At 70.8% G+C, this 18,666-nt stretch carries 16 protein-coding genes and 1 tRNA gene; 1 reads left to right on the top strand and 16 read right to left on the bottom strand.

What is annotated here, in order from left to right; genetic code table 11:
* Positions 1 to 59: 59 nt before the first annotated feature.
* The 14 genes from glyA to OG974_RS28195 form a co-directional block, all read right to left on the bottom strand.
* On the bottom strand, positions 60 to 1,289 hold the full coding sequence (gene glyA / locus OG974_RS28260) for a serine hydroxymethyltransferase (protein WP_371644853.1): 1,230 nt from the start codon (positions 1,287 to 1,289) through the stop codon (positions 60 to 62).
* A 162-nt stretch (positions 1,290 to 1,451) separates the two neighbouring features.
* Positions 1,452 to 2,108: a protein-tyrosine-phosphatase gene (locus OG974_RS28255; protein ID WP_327285489.1), complete on the bottom strand. Its 657-nt coding sequence runs from the start codon at positions 2,106 to 2,108 to the stop codon at positions 1,452 to 1,454.
* Positions 2,105 to 2,752, bottom strand: coding sequence for an L-threonylcarbamoyladenylate synthase (locus OG974_RS28250; protein ID WP_030153769.1), 648 nt, complete (start codon positions 2,750 to 2,752; stop codon positions 2,105 to 2,107). The genes OG974_RS28255 and OG974_RS28250 overlap by 4 nt, the downstream gene beginning before the upstream one ends.
* Before the next feature lie 49 nt (positions 2,753 to 2,801).
* Positions 2,802 to 3,647, bottom strand: a complete 846-nt coding sequence (gene prmC, locus OG974_RS28245; RefSeq protein WP_327285488.1) for a peptide chain release factor N(5)-glutamine methyltransferase — start codon at positions 3,645 to 3,647, stop codon at positions 2,802 to 2,804.
* 82 nt (positions 3,648 to 3,729) lie between these two features.
* Positions 3,730 to 4,809 (bottom strand): peptide chain release factor 1, encoded by a 1,080-nt coding sequence (prfA, locus tag OG974_RS28240; RefSeq protein ID WP_327285487.1) that lies wholly within the window; start codon positions 4,807 to 4,809, stop codon positions 3,730 to 3,732.
* Positions 4,810 to 4,920: 111 nt separating this feature from the next.
* Positions 4,921 to 5,139, bottom strand: a complete 219-nt coding sequence (gene rpmE / locus OG974_RS28235; RefSeq protein WP_030153765.1) for a 50S ribosomal protein L31 — start codon at positions 5,137 to 5,139, stop codon at positions 4,921 to 4,923.
* A gap of 238 nt (positions 5,140 to 5,377) precedes the next feature.
* Positions 5,378 to 6,478 (bottom strand): LCP family protein, encoded by a 1,101-nt coding sequence (locus OG974_RS28230; protein WP_327285486.1) that lies wholly within the window; start codon positions 6,476 to 6,478, stop codon positions 5,378 to 5,380.
* A 413-nt stretch (positions 6,479 to 6,891) separates the two neighbouring features.
* On the bottom strand, positions 6,892 to 8,997 hold the full coding sequence (gene rho / locus OG974_RS28225; protein WP_328763726.1) for a transcription termination factor Rho: 2,106 nt from the start codon (positions 8,995 to 8,997) through the stop codon (positions 6,892 to 6,894).
* Between the two features lie 434 nt (positions 8,998 to 9,431).
* The gene (gene thrB, locus OG974_RS28220; RefSeq protein ID WP_030295292.1) at positions 9,432 to 10,358 is read right to left on the bottom strand and encodes a homoserine kinase; all 927 of its coding nucleotides are present in this window, start codon (positions 10,356 to 10,358) and stop codon (positions 9,432 to 9,434) included.
* A 335-nt stretch (positions 10,359 to 10,693) separates the two neighbouring features.
* Entirely contained in the window at positions 10,694 to 11,764 is a 1,071-nt protein-coding gene (gene thrC / locus OG974_RS28215; protein ID WP_327285484.1) for a threonine synthase, read from the bottom strand.
* Positions 11,765 to 11,770: 6 nt separating this feature from the next.
* Entirely contained in the window at positions 11,771 to 13,075 is a 1,305-nt protein-coding gene (locus OG974_RS28210) for a homoserine dehydrogenase (protein WP_371644850.1), read from the bottom strand.
* 187 nt (positions 13,076 to 13,262) lie between these two features.
* Positions 13,263 to 14,654 (bottom strand): diaminopimelate decarboxylase, encoded by a 1,392-nt coding sequence (gene lysA / locus OG974_RS28205; RefSeq protein WP_328763724.1) that lies wholly within the window; start codon positions 14,652 to 14,654, stop codon positions 13,263 to 13,265.
* Between the two features lie 19 nt (positions 14,655 to 14,673).
* The gene (gene nrtL, locus OG974_RS28200; RefSeq protein WP_371644847.1) at positions 14,674 to 15,699 is read right to left on the bottom strand and encodes an ArgS-related anticodon-binding protein NrtL; all 1,026 of its coding nucleotides are present in this window, start codon (positions 15,697 to 15,699) and stop codon (positions 14,674 to 14,676) included.
* A 67-nt stretch (positions 15,700 to 15,766) separates the two neighbouring features.
* Positions 15,767 to 16,264 (bottom strand): response regulator, encoded by a 498-nt coding sequence (locus OG974_RS28195; protein WP_327285781.1) that lies wholly within the window; start codon positions 16,262 to 16,264, stop codon positions 15,767 to 15,769.
* 81 nt (positions 16,265 to 16,345) lie between these two features.
* Here OG974_RS28195 and OG974_RS28190 point away from each other — a divergent pair.
* Positions 16,346 to 16,417 (top strand) — tRNA-Arg (locus OG974_RS28190).
* Between the two features lie 136 nt (positions 16,418 to 16,553).
* On the opposite strand, the gene OG974_RS28185 is transcribed toward OG974_RS28190, so the two are convergent.
* Positions 16,554 to 17,204, bottom strand: coding sequence for a hypothetical protein (locus OG974_RS28185; protein ID WP_371644845.1), 651 nt, complete (start codon positions 17,202 to 17,204; stop codon positions 16,554 to 16,556).
* Positions 17,205 to 17,236: 32 nt separating this feature from the next.
* Positions 17,237 to 18,517 carry a tyrosine-type recombinase/integrase gene (locus OG974_RS28180; RefSeq protein WP_371644844.1) on the bottom strand — a complete coding sequence of 427 codons (1,281 nt, stop codon included), beginning with the start codon at positions 18,515 to 18,517 and terminating at the stop codon, positions 17,237 to 17,239.
* Between the last annotated feature and the right edge of the window lie 149 nt (positions 18,518 to 18,666).

The following is an 18,666-nucleotide window of genomic DNA, read 5'->3' as shown; positions in this document are numbered from 1 at the left end:
CCCTCACCGAGGACGCGAGGGGGCGTTACCGCGGTTGCGGTACGCCCTGCTTGCACTGATTACTCCCCGTATGGGGGAAATCTACGCGTCAGCTCGGCCACTTCTGCGCGGATACCCGTCCCCGCGCCGCGCAGTACTGCGGTGAACAGCTCGGCGATCCGGGCCATCTCGGGCTCCCGCATGCCCTGGGTGGTGACGGCGGCCGTGCCGAGCCGGATCCCGCGCTGGTCCCCGTACGGAAGGACGCAGGTGTCCAGCACGATGCCGGCGGCGGCGAGCCGGCCACGGGCGACCGGGCCGTCGACGCCGAGGGGTGCCGGGTCGGCGGTGATCAGGTGGGTGTCGGTGCCGCCCGTCGTCACCGCGAAACCGTGCGCCGCCAGCTCGTCGGCCAGCGCCCGCGCATTGGCCACGACCCGGTGGGCGTACGTGGTGAACGCCGGCGCCGCGGCCTCGCCGAAGGCGACCGCCTTCGCGGCGATGGTGTGCATCTGCGCGCCGCCCTGGGTGAAGGGGAACACCGCCCGGTCGATCCGCTCGGCGAACTCGGCGCCGCACAGCACCATCCCGCCGCGCGGGCCGCGCAACACCTTGTGGGTCGTCGCGCAGACGATGTCGGCGTACGGGACGGGGCTGGGCGCGGCCCCGCCGGCGACGAGCCCGATCGGATGGGCGGCGTCCGCGATGAGGTACGCCCCCACCTCGTCGGCGATCTCCCGGAACACCGAGTACTCCGGGTGCCGCGGATAGGAGATCGACCCGCAGACGATCGCCTTGGGCCGGTGCGTCCGCGCCAGCTCCTGCACCTGCAGGTAGTCGATCAGGCCGCTCTCGGCGTCGACCCCGTACCCGACGAAGTCGAACCAGCGTCCGGAGAAGTTGGCGGGCGAGCCGTGCGTGAGGTGCCCCCCGTACGTGAGCCCCATCGCCAGCACGGTGTCCCCGGGCCGCAGCAGCGCGGCGTACGCGGCCAGTACGGCGGCGGAACCGGAATGCGGCTGGACGTTGGCGTGCTCGACCCCGAAGAGCGCCTGGGCCCGCTCGACGGCCAGTCCCTCGGCGAGGTCCGCGTACTCGCAGCCGCCGTGGTAGCGCGCACCGGGGTACCCCTCGGCGTACTTGTTGGCCAGCGCAGAGCCCAGTGCCGCGAGCACGGCGGGAGAAGTGAAGTTCTCGGCGGCGATCAGCTGCAGTGTCGTGGCCTGGCGCTGCGCCTCGCCCGCGAGCACGTCGGCCATCTGCGGATCCTGCTGCCGCAGCAGGTCCGTCGGCGGGGTGATGACGCTCATGGCGCGACTCCAGTGGGCTGTCCCGGTACTCGCCACTGTAGGCCCGCGGCCCAGATCCCGCCCCTCAGCGCTGTGGGACGCGCCGCCCTGCTCCCGGCCCGTCGGTGGTGCGGGCCGTGTCGCCCGTCAGGACCGGCTGCGCCGGCCTCCGGCCGGCCACCGTCAGCGGGAAGCCGTCATGCCCGTCAGGGCCGTGACGACCGGGTCCAGCGCCTGGTTGATCTCGTCGCCGATCGAGCGGAAGAAGGTGATCGGCGCACCGTACGGGTCGTACACCTCGTCCGCGTCGGGCGAGGGGGCCAGCAGCCACCCGCGCAGCGCCGCCGCGGCCCGTACCAGCGCCCGCGCCCGCTCCGCCACCCCGTCGTCCAGCGGCGGGAGGGTGGCCGGATCTATCGCCCGGACCAGCCGGGTGAACTCCTTCAGCGTGAAGGTCCGCAGGCCCGCCGAGTGCCCCATCGAGATGACCTGGGCCCGGTGGTCGCGGGTGGCCGTCAGCACCAGGTCGGCCCGTATGACGTGCTCGTCCAGCAGCTCCCGGCCGGTGAACCCGGACGCGTCCGCGCCGAAGTCCGCGAGCACGGCGGCCGCGTTCGCCTCCATCGGCGCGCCCTCGTGGCCCCAGGTCCCCGCGCTCTCCACGATCAGGTCGCCGGCCGGAATGCCACCCAGCCGGTGCGCCAGCGCATGCCGGGTCAGCCGCTCGGTGATCGGCGAGCGGCAGACGTTGCCGGTGCTGACGTGAAGGATGCGGAAGGTGCCCCCTCCGGCGGCCGCCGGGGAGTGCCCGTTTGCTATGCCACGCCCCCGAGGGCTCACGGGGCCACCTCAAGGTCGGGTACGACCTCCCGCAGCTGCTCGGCGGTCAGCGCCCCCTCGCGCAGCAGGACGGGAACCTTCCCGGTGACGTCGACGATCGACGAGGGCTGGATGCCCGGGGTCGGACCGCCGTCCAGGTACACGGACACGGAGTCGCCCAGCATCTCGCGCGCCGCGTCGCAGTCCTCCGGCGCCGGGTGCCCGGTCAGGTTGGCCGAGGACACGGCCATCGGGCCGACCTCGGTCAGCAGCTCGATGGCGACGGGGTGCAGCGGCATCCGGACGGCCACGGTGCCGCGGGTCTCGCCGAGGTCCCAGGCCAGCGAGGGCTGGTGCTTGGCGACGAGCGTCAGCGCGCCCGGCCAGAAGGCGTCGACGAGCTCCCAGGCCTGCTCGGAGAAGTCCGTGACGAGGCCGTGCAGGGTGTTCGGGGAGCCGATGAGCACCGGGGTCGGCATGTTGCGGCCACGGCCCTTGGCGGCGAGCAGGTCACCGACGGCCTCCGCGCTGAAGGCGTCCGCGCCGATCCCGTAGAGGGTGTCGGTGGGCAGCACGACGAGCTCGCCGCGGCGCACGGCGGATGCGGCTTCACGCAGACCCGTCTTGCGGTCCGTCGCGTCGTTGCAGTCGTATCGCCGGGCCATCAGCGGGACTCCTCGTGCAGCAGGGGGGTGGCGGTAGGGGTCGCGCCCGTCACGGCAGGGCCTTGCGGGCGGTGGCGAAGCGCGGGCGGTTGTTCAGGTCGGGGTGGTCGGCGGCGTCGGCCCAACCCCGCTCGTCGGCGAAGATCCACGGCACCTGGCCGCCCTGGGTGTCGGCGTGCTCGATGACGACGATGCCGCCGGGCCGCAGCAGGCGGTGCGCGGTGCGCTCGATGCCCCGGATGGTGTCGAGGCCGTCCTCGCCGGAGAACAGCGCCATCTCGGGGTCGTGGTCGCGGGCCTCGGGGGCGACGTACTCCCACTCGGTGAGCGGGATGTACGGCGGGTTCGAGATCACCAGGTCGACCTGGCCGTCCAGCTCGGGCAGGGCGCTCAGCGCGTCGCCCTGGTGGACGGTGACCCGGGAGCCTTCGGCGTTCTTGCGGGTCCACCGCAGGGCGTCCTCGGACAGCTCGACCGCGTGCACGCGCGAGCGCGGCACCTCCTGTGCCATGGCCAGCGCGATGGCGCCGGACCCGGTGCACAGGTCCACGATCAGCGGCTCGACGACGTCCATCGCGCGGACGGCGTGTATGGCCCAGTCCACGACCGACTCGGTCTCGGGCCGGGGCACGAACACCCCGGGACCGACCTGGAGCTCCAGGTACCGGAAGAAGGCACGGCCGGTGATGTGCTGGAGCGGCTCGCGCGCCTCGCGGCGGGCGACGGCCTCCCAGTAACGGGCGTCGAAGTCCGCGTCCTTGACGTGGTGCAGTTCCCCCCGCTTGACGCCGTGCACGAAGGCCGCGAGCTCCTCCGCATCGAAGCGCGGTGAGGGCACGCCGGCGGCGGCCAGCCGCTGGGTGGCCTGGGCCACCTCGGCAAGCAGCAAGTTCACGCTGGTCCTCCGGGCTGCTGTCGTACGGGGGTGGAGCGGGGGTCGTACAAGGTCGAGCGGGGTCGCGCGGGGCGGGCGCGGATCAGGTCGCGGACGCGAGCTTGGCGGCCGAGTCCGCGTCGACGCAGGCCTGGATCATGGGATCGAGGTCGCCGTCGAGCACCTGGTCCAAGTTGTACGCCTTGAAACCGGTCCGGTGGTCCGAGATCCGGTTTTCCGGGAAGTTGTACGTACGGATCTTCTCGGAGCGGTCCACGGAGCGCACCTGGCTGCGGCGCACGTCGGAGGCCTCCTGCTCGGCGGCCTCCTGGGCCGCGGCCAGCAGGCGCGACCGGAGGATGCGCATCGCCTGCTCCTTGTTCTGGAGCTGGCTCTTCTCGTTCTGGCAGGAGGCGACCACACCGGTCGGGACGTGCGTGATGCGCACGGCCGAGTCGGTGGTGTTGACGGACTGGCCGCCGGGGCCGGACGAGCGGTACACGTCGATGCGCAGGTCGTTCGCGTTGATCTCGACCTCGACCTCCTCGGCCTCCGGGGTGACGAGCACGCCGGCGGCGGAGGTGTGGATGCGGCCCTGGGACTCGGTGGCCGGAACGCGCTGGACGCGGTGCACGCCGCCCTCGTACTTCAGGCGGGCCCAGACGCCCTGGCCGGGCTCGGTGGCACCGTTGCCGCCCTTGGTGCGGACGGAGACCTGGACGTCCTTGTAGCCGCCGAGCTCGGACTCGGTGGCGTCGATGATCTCGGTCTTCCAGCCCACGCGCTCGGCGTAGCGCAGGTACATGCGCAGCAGGTCGCCGGCGAACAGGGCCGACTCGTCGCCGCCCGCGCCCGCCTTGACCTCAAGGAGCACGTCCTTGTCGTCGCTGGGGTCGCGCGGGACGAGCAGCAGACGGAGCTTCTCGGTGAGCTCCTCGCGCTGCGCGCTGAGCTCCTTCACCTCGGCCACGAAGTCCGGGTCGTCGGCCGCGAACTCCTTCGCCGTCTCGATGTCCTCGGCGGACTGCTTCCAGGCACGGAAGGTCGCGACGATCGGGGTCAGCTCCGCGTAGCGCTTGTTGAGCTTGCGCGCGTTGGCCTGATCCGAGTGGACCGAAGGGTCGGCGAGCTTCTTCTCAAGGTCGGCGTGCTCGCCGACCAGTTCCTCGACCGCCTCGAACATCGGGGGCTCCTGAAGTGAAAAGTATGAAAAAGGGCTGCGGGACGACAAAGGCGCCGGTCCGGCTGCCCCCGTGTGGACAGGGTGCAGCCGGGGTCCGGCGCCGGGGGCTCGCTACTTCGAGCCGGCAGCCTTGCCGAAGCGGGCCTCGAAGCGGGCAACACGGCCACCGGTGTCGAGGATCTTCTGCTTGCCCGTGTAGAACGGGTGGCACTCGGAGCAGACCTCGGCACGGATGGTGCCTTCGGTCAGGGTGCTACGGGTGGTGAACGACGCGCCACAGGTGCAGCTGACCTGGGTCTCGACGTACTCGGGGTGAACATCGCGCTTCAAGGTGTCTCCTAGATTCGGGAGGGCGCCGGGTCGCAGGAGCCGAATTGCGCACTGCGTGAACCGGGGCCGACAGACCAGTCTGCCAGGACCGGGCTGCCTGTCAAAATTCTGAGGACGCATCCCTCAACGAGGGGGGTCCGCCATCTATTCCGCTCCCCCGCGACAACAGCGTGACCAGGCGTTTTGCCCTGGTGGTAGCCGCACGCCCCGCCGTCGCGGGCCGCCGTCGCACTGAGGTCTACTTCACGATCTCGCCGGCCGTGCCCTTGTCGCCCATGGAGTTCTTGGTGGCCTCGGCGGGAACCGGCTGGTCGGCCAGCAGGGCGTCCCAGACCATCTTGGACTCCTTGGTGAGCGGGGCGACGCGGTCGGCGTCGCGCGCGTCCACGGTCACCGGCAGCGTGATCATGTGCATCTCCTGGGCGTCGATGCCCTGGAGGCTCTGCGCGAAGCCCATCAGGGACTTCACGTCACCGAGCGCCTTGTCGGTGGTGAGCGCCTTGGTGCCGGTGTCGGCGAGGTCGAGCAGCCGCTTGGGGTTGTCGAAGACGCCGATGCCCTTGACCTGCTTGATCAGGGCCTTCATGAACGCCTGCTGGAGCTGTATTCGGCCCAGGTCGGAGCCGTCGCCGACGCTCTTGCGGGTCCGTACGAGGCCCAGGGCCTGCTCGCCGTTCAGCTTGTTCTGGCCGGCCGGGAGGTCGAGGTGACTCGATCCGTCCTTGATCGGCTTGGTGGTGGTCAGCTCGACGCCGCCGAGGTTGTCGATGATCTTCTTGAAGCCCGTGAAGTCGACCTCGATGTAGTGGTCCATGCGGATCCCCGACATCTTCTCGACGGTCTTGACCGCGCAGGCGGCCCCGCCGATGGTGAACGACTCGTTGAACTGGGAGCGCGAGCTGCCGCGGTCGGTCTTGCCGTTGCTCAGCGTGCACGCCGGCCGGTTGACCATGGTGTCGCGCGGGATCGAGACGACGGTGGCCTTCTTGTGGCCGTCGTACAGGTGGACGATCATCGCCGTGTCGGAGCGGGCCGAGCCGCCGTCGTCGCGGCCGTACTCGGAATTGGCGCCGCCGCGGGAGTCGGAGCCGAGGACGAGGATGTCCATCGAACCGTTGTCCACGTTCTGCGGGCGGTCGGTGCCGAGCGCCTGGTCGATGTCGACCGTCTTCAGGTTCCCGTTCAGGTGGAAGTAGAACCAGCCGAGACCCGCCCCGCCCAGCAGGACCACGCCGGCGGCGCTCCACGCGGCGATGGCCAGGGCCTTGCGGCGCTTCGCGGGTTTCCGTCGGCGCCGGCTCGCGGCACGCCGGCCGCCGACCCTGCTGTCCTCGCTCATGCTCTCCTCAGTCCTGTACGTTCCCGGCCGGATCTCCGGCCCAGTGGCCTCCCCCGCACTGCCCTTTGACACAGACGGCCGAACGGGCTCCAGGGTTCCATGGCCGAGGGGGCGCCCCGACGGGTGCGCTGCGCCGGCCCGGGCGGGACGGGCGCGCCGTGACACCGCGCCCACCTGCGGTTTCCCCGGGGGACGTACGCCATGCCCCGCAGGTTCACGAAAACGGCAAGTGTGGCGAAGCTCGCATCGGCTCGGGTTTTCAGAAACGGGCGGGAAGGGGAGGGAAAGGGCGGAAACGGGCAGGGGCTCCCGGAAACGGTTCCGCATGCCCACCGGGCAGCCGGAACCCGAAACGCGCAACCGCCCCCGCCGCGGGTGCGGCGGGGGCGGTCGCGGTGGTGCGCAGGGCGACGTCAGTCGTCGTTCTTGCCCGACGGGGTCGTCTTGGCGATCTGCATCAGGAACTCGGCGTTCGACTTCGTCTGCTTCATCTTGTCGAGCAGCAGCTCGATGGCCTGCTGCGAGTCGAGCGCGTGCAGCACCCGGCGCAGCTTCCAGACGATGGCGAGCTCCTCGCTGTTGAGGAGGATCTCCTCCTTGCGGGTGCCCGAGGGGTCGACGTCGACGGCCGGGAAGATGCGCTTGTCGGCGAGCTTCCGGTCGAGCTTGAGCTCCATGTTGCCGGTGCCCTTGAACTCCTCGAAGATCACCTCGTCCATGCGCGAGCCGGTGTCGACCAGCGCGGTGGCCAGGATGGTCAGCGAGCCGCCGTCCTCGATGTTGCGCGCGGCACCGAAGAAGCGCTTCGGCGGGTACAGCGCGGTCGAGTCGACACCACCGGACAGGATGCGGCCGGAGGCGGGCGCCGCGAGGTTGTACGCGCGGCCCAGACGGGTGATGGAGTCCAGCAGGACGACCACGTCGTGACCCAGCTCGACGAGACGCTTGGCGCGCTCGATGGCCAGCTCGGCGACGGTGGTGTGGTCCTCGGCCGGGCGGTCGAAGGTCGAGGAGATGACCTCGCCCTTGACCGACCGCTGCATGTCGGTGACCTCTTCCGGACGCTCGTCGACCAGGACGACCATCAGGTGGCACTCGGGGTTGTTGGTGGTGATCGCGTTGGCGATCGCCTGCATGATCATGGTCTTGCCGGTCTTCGGCGGGGCCACGATCAGGCCTCGCTGACCCTTGCCGATCGGCGACACGAGGTCGATGATGCGGGTCGTCAGCACGCCCGGGTCGGTCTCCAGACGGAGCCGGTCCTGCGGGTACAGCGGGGTCAGCTTCTGGAACTCCGGTCGGCCGCGGCCGGATTCGGGCGCCATGCCGTTCACCGAGTCCAGACGCACGAGGGCGTTGAACTTCTCGCGGCGCTCGCCGTCCTTGGGCTGGCGCACCGCACCGGTGGTGTGGTCGCCCTTGCGCAGACCCGCCTTGCGGACCTGGGCGAGGGAGACGTACACGTCGTTCGGGCCGGGCAGGTAGCCCGAGGTCCGGATGAACGCGTAGTTGTCGAGGATGTCCAGGATGCCCGCGACGGGGATCAGGACGTCGTCGTCGGCGACCTGCGGCTCGTTCGGCGTGAACTCGTCGCGGCCGCGACGGCCACGGCGGTCGCGGTAACGGCCCCGGCGGCCGCGACGGCCGCCCTCGTCGTCGAAGTCGTCCTGCGGGCCGTTGTCCTGGCGGTCCTGACGACCCTGCTGGCCCTGCTGCTGGCGGTCCTGACGGCCACCCTGCTGCTGGCGGTCCTGACGGCCGCCGCCCTGGCCGCCCTGACCCTGGCCGGCCTGGCCCTGGCCCTGGCCACCCTGGCCGGCCTGGCTCTGGCCCTGGCCCTGGCCGCCCTGGCCCTGGTCGTCGGCCTTGGCTGCGCCGCGGTCACGGCGGTCGCGGCGGCCCTCGCCGCGCTCGGTACGGTCACCGCGGTCGCGGCGGTCGCGACGGCCGCGGCCGTCGCCCTCCTGGGCGGGCGCGGAGACGGCGGTGGCCGCCTCGACCTTGGTCTCGGCCGGAGCGGTCGCGGTGACGGCCTCGGTCTTCGCCTCGACCTGCACGGCGGCGGGGGCCGCGGCCTCCGGGCTGCCGGAGGGGGCCGTGGCACGGCGCCGGCGGCGCTCGCCGGCCGGGGCGTCCTCGCTGGCCGGCTGGCCCGGGATCTCGATCTGCGCCTGGGCGGCAGGCTTCTCGGCGGGCGCCTCCGCGGCGGCCTCACCCGTACGGGCCTTGCTGGTGGCGCGGCGCTTCGGCTTGGCCTCGGCGGCATCTGCGGCGGGGGCCGCAGCCTTGGGGGCGCTGCTGCCCGCCTGCGCCTCCTTGATGACCTCGATCAGCTGGCTCTTGCGCATCCGCGCGGTGCCCCTGATCCCGAGGCCCGACGCGACCTGCTGCAGCTCGGCCAGGACCATGCCGTCGAGGCCGGTACCGGAGCGGCGGCGCTTGGGCGCGGCTGCCGCGGCGGGAGCACTGGTGTCGACATTGGTGTCGGCAGCGCCCATCAGATCGGTGGTGTCGCTCACGAAGGGTCCTTCCCTGGAGCGGACGTCGGCCTGTCTGGCTCGGCGACCGGTTGTGCTGTCCGACAGCAGTCCATGGCCTGATGGGACGTGGACCGCAGCCGGGGCGGTGGTCCGCCGATAGAGATACGGCGGAAAGAAACGTGCATGGGTGGTTCCGGCGAGAAGCCCCCGAGCTGGAAGCGTGGGAATGTCACGCCGATTCCGGAGCGTGCTCGAAACTGCTGGAAGTGATCAAAGCAGTCGGGGAGGCTCCCGGAAGAAAGGTGGTCCCGAATGGGGACACTGAGCGCCGAGCCATGGCGGCTTCGGCTGCGCACTTGAGACTAACACTACCGGATCCAACAGTTATTCCCCCTCTCAATCACCGGCAATCGCGCCTTCCGCGCGGGCGGCCTGCCCCGGCCGCCCACCCCTGGCGGGTGCGCCCGTACGGCCTAGCCGCCCTGGGTGCCCAGCGGAAGTACGCTCGCGCCCGCGGCGTCGAGGGCGAGCCGGTTCGCCGCCCACCCCTCGCCCGCGAGCTGCGCGACCTTGTCGGCCGCACCGTTGTCGACCAGCGCGAGGACCGTGGGGCCCGCGCCGGAGATGACCGCGGGGATGCCGTCCGCCCGCAGCCGGTTGACGAGTGCGACGCTCTCCGGCATCGCCGGGGACCGGTACTCCTGGTGGAGCCGGTCTTCGGTGGCCGGCAGCAGCAACTCGGGACGCCTGGTCAGGGCTTCGACGAGCAGGGCCGCGCGACCCGCGTTGACGGCCGCGTCCACGTGCGGGACGTTGCGCGGCAGCAGGCCGCGCGCGGTCTCGGTCAGGACCGGCTTGGACGGGACGAAGACCACCGGAACGATGGAATCGGCGGGCTCCATACGGATCGCCTTGGCGCTGCCGCCGTCCATCCAGGCGAGCGTGAAGCCGCCGAGGAGACAGGCGGCGACGTTGTCGGGGTGGCCCTCGATCTCGGTGGCCAGTTCGAGCAGGGCCGCGTCGTCGAGCTTGGCCTCCCCGCCTATGGTCACGGCGCGGGCGGCGACGATGCCGGCGCAGATGGCGGCGGAGGAGGACCCGAGGCCGCGGCCGTGCGGGATGCGGTTGGCACAGACGACCTCAAGGCCGCGCGGCTGCCCGCCCAGCAGGTCGAAGGCGGTGCGCATGGAGCGTACGAGCAGGTGGCTCTCGTCCCGCGGGAGGGTGTCGGCGCCCTCGCCCGCGATGTCGATGTTCAGGCCGGAGTCGGCCACCCGGACGACGACGTCGTCGTAGAGCCCCAGGGCCAGACCGAGGGCGTCGAAGCCCGGGCCGAGGTTGGCACTGCTGGCGGGGACGCGCACCCGTACGGCGGCGGCGCGGAACGCTGGACCGGCCATCGTCAGATGACACTCCTTGTGACTGTGCGAGACGAGATCTTCGCTGGCTCGCTGCGAATGTACTGGAGAACGTACGACACCCGAAGGCCCTCTGGGCAGCACCACGGTCATATGCGCGGTGGCGGATGTAAGTACAGCGTATCGAAGGAAGGTTATCTCGCGACATAGGGCGCACAGGAGGCGCACGATGCGTGTCGGTGTCTTCCGGTGGATTCCGCTGAATGCCGTTGACTTTTGTGCCGTACGACCCGAGTTGCCGGATTCCGCAGGCCTGCGGAATCCGGCAACTCGGGGTGGTGCCTTCCGGGGTCGGACCCGGGTGGGGCCCGGCCGGATCAGACCAGGCCGAGACGGATGGCCGCGGCCTCCGCGTCCACCGGGACGGTGGCGGGCTGCGGAGCGCCGGCGACCGCCCAGTCGGGGTCCTTGAGGCCGTTGCCGGTGACGGTGCACACGATCTTCTGACCCGGGTCGACCAGGCCCAGCTCGGCGGCCTTGAGCAGACCGGCCACGGACGCCGCCGAGGCGGGCTCGACGAAGACGCCCTCCTGCGCGGCCAACAGGCGGTAGGCGGCCAGGATCTGGCGGTCCGTCACCTCGTCGATGAAGCCGCCCGACTCGTCGCGCGCCGCGAGTGCGTAGTCCCAGGAGGCCGGGTTGCCGATGCGGATCGCGGTGGCGATGGTGTGCGGCTCCTTGACGACCTCGCCGCGCACGATGGGCGCCGAGCCGGAAGCCTGGAATCCCCACACGCGGGGCGTACGGGAGGCCAGGCCGTCGGCCTTGTACTCCTTGAAGCCCTTCCAGTACGCGGTGATGTTGCCGGCGTTGCCGACGGGCAGCACGTGGATGTCAGGGGCGTCGCCGAGGGCGTCGACGATTTCGAACGCGGCCGTCTTCTGACCCTCGATGCGCACCGGGTTGACGGAATTGACCAGCGCGACCGGGTAGTTGTCGGACAGCGCGCGGGCCAGGTCCAGGCAGTCGTCGAAGTTGCCGTCCACCTGGAGGATCTTGGCGCCGTGCACGAGGGCCTGGCCCATCTTGCCGAGCGCGATCTTCCCGCGGGGCACGAGGACGGCCGAGACCATCCCGGCGCGCACCGCGTACGCGGCGGCGGACGCCGACGTATTGCCCGTGGAGGCGCAGATGACGGCCTTGGCGCCGTCCTCCTTGGCCTTGCTGATCGCCATGGTCATGCCGCGGTCCTTGAAGGACCCCGTCGGGTTCGCGCCCTCGACCTTGAGGTGGACCTCGCAGCCGGTGCGCTCGGAGAGCACCTGCGCGGGGACGAGGGGAGTACCGCCCTCACGGAGCGTGACCACGGGAGTGGCGTCCGTCACCGGCAGGCGGTCCCGGTACTCCTCGATGATGCCGCGCCACTGGTGGGTGCGATTGCTGCTCATGGGTCCTTACTCCCCTTCAACACGCATGATGCTGGCGACACCGCGCACGGTGTCCAGCTTCCGCAGCGCCTCGACGGTCCCGGAGAGGGAGGCGTCGGGTGCGCGGTGGGTGACGACGACGAGGGAGGCTTCATTGCCGACCCCGTCCGGACGTCCTTGCTGACGTACGGTATCGATCGAGACACCGTGCTCCGCGAACGTCGTCGCCACCTGGGCGAGGACGCCCGGCTTGTCGGCCACATCGAGGCTGATGTGGTACCGCGTGACGACGTCGCCCATGGGGCTGACCGGCAGCTGGGTGTACGCCGACTCACCGGGCCCCGTTGCCTCGGCGAGCTTGTTGCGGCATACGGCGACGAGGTCGCCCAGGACCGCCGAGGCGGTCGGCGAGCCGCCCGCCCCGGGACCGTAGAACATGAGCCGCCCGGCGGCCTCCGCCTCGACGAAGACGGCGTTGTACGCCTCGCGGACGGAGGCGAGCGGGTGGCTGAGCGGGATCATCGCCGGGTGCACGCGGGCGGTGACGGACTCGCCGTCGGCGGCACGCTCCAAGATCGCGAGGAGCTTGATGGTGCAGCCCATGCGCTTGGCGGAGGCGAAGTCGGCGGCGCTGACCTCGGTCATGCCCTCGCGGTACACGTCATCGAGGCGGACCCGGGTGTGGAAGGCGATGCCGGCCAGGATCGCGGCCTTGGCGGCGGCGTCGTAGCCCTCGACGTCGGCGGTCGGGTCAGCCTCGGCGTACCCGAGGGCGGTGGCCTCGTCGAGCGCCTCCTGATACCCGGCGCCGGTGGAGTCCATCTTGTCGAGGATGAAGTTCGTCGTGCCGTTGACGATGCCCATCACCCGGTTGATCTTGTCGCCGGCGAGGGACTCGCGCATCGGGCGGACCAGCGGGATCGCGCCGGCCACGGCGGCCTCGTAGTACAGGTCCAGCCCGTGCTGCTCGGCCGCGGCGTGCAGTGCGGCGCCGTCCTGGGCGAGCAGCGCCTTGTTGGCCGAGACGACGGAGATGCCGTGCTCGAAGGCGGTGGTGATCAGGGCGCGGGCGGGCTCGATGCCGCCGATGACCTCGATGGCCACGTCGATGTCGCCGCGTTTGAGGAGGGCGGTCGCATCGGTGGTGATCAGGGCCGGGTCGATGCCCTCGCGCACCTTGGAGGGGCGGCGCACGGCGACGCCGGCGAGCTCGACGGGCGCGCCGATCCTGGCCGTCAGATCGTCGGCGTGCGTCGTCATGATGCGCGCCACCTCTGAGCCGACCACTCCACAGCCCAGCAGCGCCACCTTCAGCGGACGCGTACGCATCATTCGACCTACGCCTTTCGATCTTCCATCACCACCCGGCGCACGGTATTGCGCGCCAGGGTCTCAACCAGTCTCACTCAATGGACAGCACTTTCCATCCTCGGTCCATTGAGTGAGACACGCATGGACACCCGGTCACCCGGGGACATCCATTTTGGGGGTCCGGGGGCTTTACGCAGAAATATGCGGATCATCCGAGGTCGAGACGCAGGAGATCTTCCTCCGTCTCGCGCCGGACGATGACGCGGGCCTGCCCGTCGCGCACGGCGACGACGGGCGGGCGGAGCGCGTGGTTGTAGTTGCTTGCCATGGAGCGGCAGTACGCCCCGGTGGCGGGCACGGCGAGGAGGTCCCCCGGAGCCAGGTCGGCCGGCAGGAAGGCGTCCTTCACCACGATGTCACCGCTCTCGCAGTGCTTGCCGACGACGCGGACCAGCATGGGCTCGGCGTCGGAGACGCGGGAGACGAGGGTGACCCCGTACTCGGCGTCGTAGAGGGCGGTGCGGATGTTGTCGGACATGCCGCCGTCGACGGAGACGTACGTCCGCAGCCCTTCGAGCGGCTTGATCGTCCCGACCTCGTACAGCGTGAACGCGGTGGGCCCGACGATGGCCCGGCCGGGCTCGACGGAGATCCGGGGCGCGCGCAGCCCGGCGGACTCGCACTCCCGGGCGACGATCTCGTGCAGGGCCTTGGCGATCTCGTGGGGCTCGCGGGGGTCGTCGGAGGACGTGTAGGCGATGCCGAGGCCGCCGCCGAGGTCGATCTCGGGCAGCTCGATCCCGTGCTCGTCCCGTACGGCGGCCAGCAGCTGCACCACCCGCTTCGCGGACACCTCGAAGCCGGCCATGTCGAAGATCTGCGAGCCGATGTGGGAGTGGACGCCGAGCAGGTCGAGGCTGTCGTGCCCGAGGGCGCGGCGAACGGCCTCGGCGGCCGAGCCGTCGGCGACGGCGATGCCGAACTTCTGGTCCTCGTGCGCGGTGGCGATGAACTCGTGGGTGTGCGCCTCGACGCCCACGGTCACCCGGATCTGCACGGGCTGGCGCACCCCCAGCTCACGGGCGACGTGCGCGACGCGTGCGATCTCCTGGAAGGAGTCGAGCACGATCCGCCCGACGCCGGCGGTGACGGCCCGCCGGATCTCGCTCTCCGACTTGTTGTTGCCGTGGAAGGCGATCCGCTCGGCGGGCATCTCGGCGGCGAGGGCGGTGGCCAACTCCCCGCCGGAGCACACGTCGAGGTTGAGGCCCTCCTCCTTGAGCCACTTCACGACGGCCTTGGAGAGGAACGCCTTCCCCGCGTAGAACACGTCGGCGTCGGGCCCGAAGGCGTGCGCCCAGGCCCGGCACCGCGCCCGGAAGTCCTCTTCGTCCATGAAGTAGGCGGGCGTCCCGAACTCCTCGGCGAGCGTGGTGACGGGGATGCCGCCCACGGCCGCGACGCCGTCGGGGCCGCGTCGTACGGTCCGCGCCCAGACCTTCTCGTCGAGCTCGTTGAGGTCGGCGGGCGGCGGGGAGTAGTGCCCCTCGGGCAGGACGTCGGCGTGGCGGGGCCCGGCGGGGTGCGCGGAACGGCTCATCGGTATCTCTCTTCGCAGATCACAGGCAGTCGGGTGCGGCTATGCCGAGCAGGTCCAGGCCGCCGGCCAGCACCGTCCCGGCGGCTTCGGCAAGAGCCAGCCGGGCACGGTGGGCGGCCGAGGGTTTCTCGTCCCCCTTGGGCAGGACGCGGTAGTGGAAGTCGAGCAGCTCGTCGGCGGCCCGCACGAGGAACCGGACGACCTGCTCCGGCGCCCCCCGGTGCGCGGCGGCCTCAAGGACGAGGGGGTAATCGGCGAGGACCTGCGCGAGCGGCCCGCCGTCCGGGACCTCGCCGGGCCCGCTCCCGAACCCGAGGCGGGCGGCGTTGCGCACGAGCGCGCGGCTGCGGGCGTGGGCGTACCGCACGCGGAAGAACTCGCTGGACTCGTCCTGGACGAGCAGGCGGGCGGAGAACGAGGGGCACTCGTGCGGCGCGACGCAGAGCATGGCCCAGCGGGCGGCGTCCTCCCCGTAGAGCCGGACGACGTCCCCGTCGCGCTTGGCGACGGGCGCGGTGTGGGGGGCGGCCGCGGCGACGGCTGCTGCTGCATCGGCGCCCATGCCCGTGCCCATGCCCGTACCTGTGCCCTGAGTGGCCCGGATCCTCAGCAGGGCCTCTTCGACGACCCGCGCGCGCAGCCCGCCGGAGCTGGCGCTGGAGCTGGAGCTGGAGCCGATGCTGACGCTTGCTGCGGCGCTGAACCCGTACCGGCGCCCGCGGGCCTGCACTTCTCGTACGAGGGCGTCGACGGACACCGGGTCCATCACGAAGTTGAGGAACCCGGGACCGGTCACCTCGACCCGCTCGATCCCGGCAACGGCGCCGAGCCGCCGGGCCAGTACCCCGGCGACGTCCAGGGGCGGGCGTCCGGCGCTCTTGGCGATCTGGAAGGCCACGGGTGTGGCGTAGTCCCCCACCCCGCCGGGACGGGTCCGCTCGACGACGACCCGCTCGGGCACCCCCGCCCGGGCGGGCAGCTCCCCGTCCTCGACGGCGCAGCGCACGGCGCGCACGACGGTACGGGACAGGTCGGCGGGGATCACGGGACCAGCCTAGGGGAGAAGCCCACCCATCCCGCGAACGGTTTCGCCATGTGAACAGCGGACGCCGTTACCCTCTCCCGCGCCCGGCCGGCGCGCCACCCTTCCGCTCACGCCGATCCTTGCGCTCGACGAGCCGGCGTACGACCCGCACCAGCTCGGCGGGCTCGAAGGGCTTGGCGAGGAACGCATCGACCCCCGCCTCGATCCCGGACTCCACCTCGTGCTGCGTACAGGCACTGACGATGGCGACGGGCACATGCCGCGTCCGCGGATCGGCCCGCAGCTGCGCGGCGGTCCCGAACCCGTCCAGCCGGGGCATGACCACATCAAGGGTGATCACATCGGGGCACACGCGGTGCACGACGTCCAGGCACTCGGCACCATCGTTCGCGGTCACTACCTCGAAGCCCTCCAGCTCGAGATTGACCTTGATCAGCTGCCGGATGACCTTGTTGTCGTCGACAACAAGCACCCGGCCCGAGACGCCTGGCACAACTTGAGAGTAGGTCGCCCTAAGCCCCCGCGTCCGGGTTTTTGCCACTTCCACCCCCTCCGAGCGACCCATGCCCCCCAGGCCCGCAAACGGTTCCTGATCACCCCGCGGAAGCTGGTAGTGTTCAACCCGTCGCCGCAACGCGAACGACACGCCCCCGTAGCTCAGGGGATAGAGCAACGGCCTCCGGAGCCGTGTGCGCAGGTTCGAATCCTGCCGGGGGCACTCCAGCAGAGACAGCGCGATCACGCTGCTGACCAGCTGAAGTGCCAAGCATGAAGGCCCGAACTCAGTCCCACTGAGTCCGGGCCTTTGTCGTTGCTACGCACTGCTCCCGTGTGAGGGGCGTGTGGGCCACGCGTCAGCCGGACGCATCGCTGATCACCCGTCGGGCGCGCTCGTAGAACTGCTCGCGCGTCCCGTCCAGCCCAGCGGCGTCCGGTCGCCTCGTGAGATTCGACAGCGCTTCCGCAGTGCCGGCCGCCCAATCCCCGTAGGCCTCGAAGACTGCGTTGGCCCGCTGCCGGAGCTCCAGGTCCGGCATTACTTCGATGACGGGCAGGGCGTCGTCATGGTGCCGTCGGACGACGGCGAAGCACTCGTCATACAGGAGCGTGGCCGCCAACGTGTCCTCAGCTTCGGTCGCCTCACCGATCTTCGCCCGGAAGTCCTGGAGCATCTTCGAGATGGTCGTGGACGTGGCGATCACCTGCTCCCGCACGCGCTGCTCGTGCGTCAGCCTGGCCTCGTGCTCGCGCTTCGCCGCCTCCTGGGTGTCGGCGTGCTGCTGCCTCCGCCGCTCGGTCCGTCCGGTGAAGTAGTGGGTTGTCCAGGCTGCGGCGACCGAGCTGATGAGCACAGCTCCGGCAGAGATCGCCGTGGTGACCCACTGGCTGTCCTGCACCACCGTCGTGGTCACATCACCCGTGGTGGTCGTCGTCTGCCCGCCACCGCACCCGGATATGACCATCAGAAGCCCCAACAGTCCTAATCGGTTCACCACTTGTCGCATGGGCGCAGATTAGTGTGGGCCATCCCTGGCGCTCACTGGGGTTCTGACCACCCCATGGCTTTCGCGATCTTCGCGTTGTTCAGCTCCTCATGGCCGTCGATGCAGCCTTCGTAGCGCCTGTGGATGACCTCGGGCGAGTTGCCGGCGCGGCGGGCGACCTCGGCGACCGGGACCCCTGCGTTCAGCCAGTTCGTGATGCAGGTGTGCCGCAGGTCATACGGCCGCCGCGCGAGCAGTGAGGCAGCCCGGTCAGGAGGCAGGGCGAATGCCCGTGTCTCCTGCCAGACCCTCCAGTAGCTGGACGTCCCCAGCACACCGCCTCGCTCGTTGGCGAAGAGCCGGCCGCCCTGAGCCGTGCCGAACTCCTCGATGTGCTCGCGGAGCATCGCCACCAGGATCGGCGGAATGGGGACCGGGCGGTCCGCCTTGGCCTCGCGCGACTTGAGGCCGCGCTTGTCGTGGCGCTTCCCGGAGTCGGTCCACCTCTTGCCGGACACCGGCAGCGTCTCCCTGAGCGTGAGGGTGCCCCACCCCGTTTCGGGGAGGTGGCAGTCCTGCTCCCTCAGCCCGACCGCTTCCGCCGGCCGCATCGCCGCATAGAGCTGGCAAGCGAAGAACGCGATGAGTCGTCGCCCGCGGTTGCGGTGGACGGAGCCGACGTAGGAGACGGCGGTCAGGAGCTGGCTGCCCTGGACGGTATTGACCAGAACCCTGGGGTCCACAGCGTCACCGCCCTTGGGCCCGGCCCGCTTCACCCCGGCGAGAGGGTTCGCGTCCAGGTAACCCGACTCGATCGCGTACTCCATGGCGGTGTTGAAGCCGCGTCGGCGCCGCTTGTAGGTCTCCCCCGCCGCGGGCGTGTCGTCCAGCTTGAACGAAAGCCGGTACTGGACGTCCCGGAGCACTCTCGGGTCCAGTAGGTCCGAGAGGGGCCGGGAGCGCTGCGAGAGCCACGTACAGGTCCGCGCCAGTTCCGGCGGAGGCTCCTCGCCCTTGTGCGCCGGTACGACAGCCCAGCGCACCGCCAGCCGTACCTCTTCCAGGGTGGGCGCCTTGGCACCGTCGCCCATCATCGCGAGGGCCACCGTGGCGAGGCTGTCCGCCAGTCCCTCGCGGGTCTTCGCCGCAGCTGTCCGCCACCGGACGGCCATGTACTCACGACTGAAGTCCCACCAGGTGGGATCGGGGCGGACGTTCTCTTTGGCGGCAGCCTTACGGACCTCGGACTCCGGCAAGCCCGATTCGACATCGAACGGCTGCCCTTTCGACATCGCGTTCCAGAGTTCCGAGCGGCGGCTTTCGGCAAGCGCCACGGTGGCGAACGTGGCGTGCCGGACTTGCCCAGCCACAACCCACCGCAGTTGGTAGGGGGCTGACTTGCTGGAAAGCTTGCTGATCTTCCATATCCGAACATCCGTGGTCAAGGTGAGTTCCGCCGTGGGGGCCGGGCCCCCGCTGCTGC

Origin of the sequence: Streptomyces sp. NBC_00597 (assembly GCF_041431095.1) — a bacterium.
Classification (GTDB): domain Bacteria; phylum Actinomycetota; class Actinomycetes; order Streptomycetales; family Streptomycetaceae; genus Streptomyces.
The sequence above is the reverse complement of the archived record's forward strand: the minus strand, read 5'-3'. Positions and strand labels throughout refer to the sequence as shown.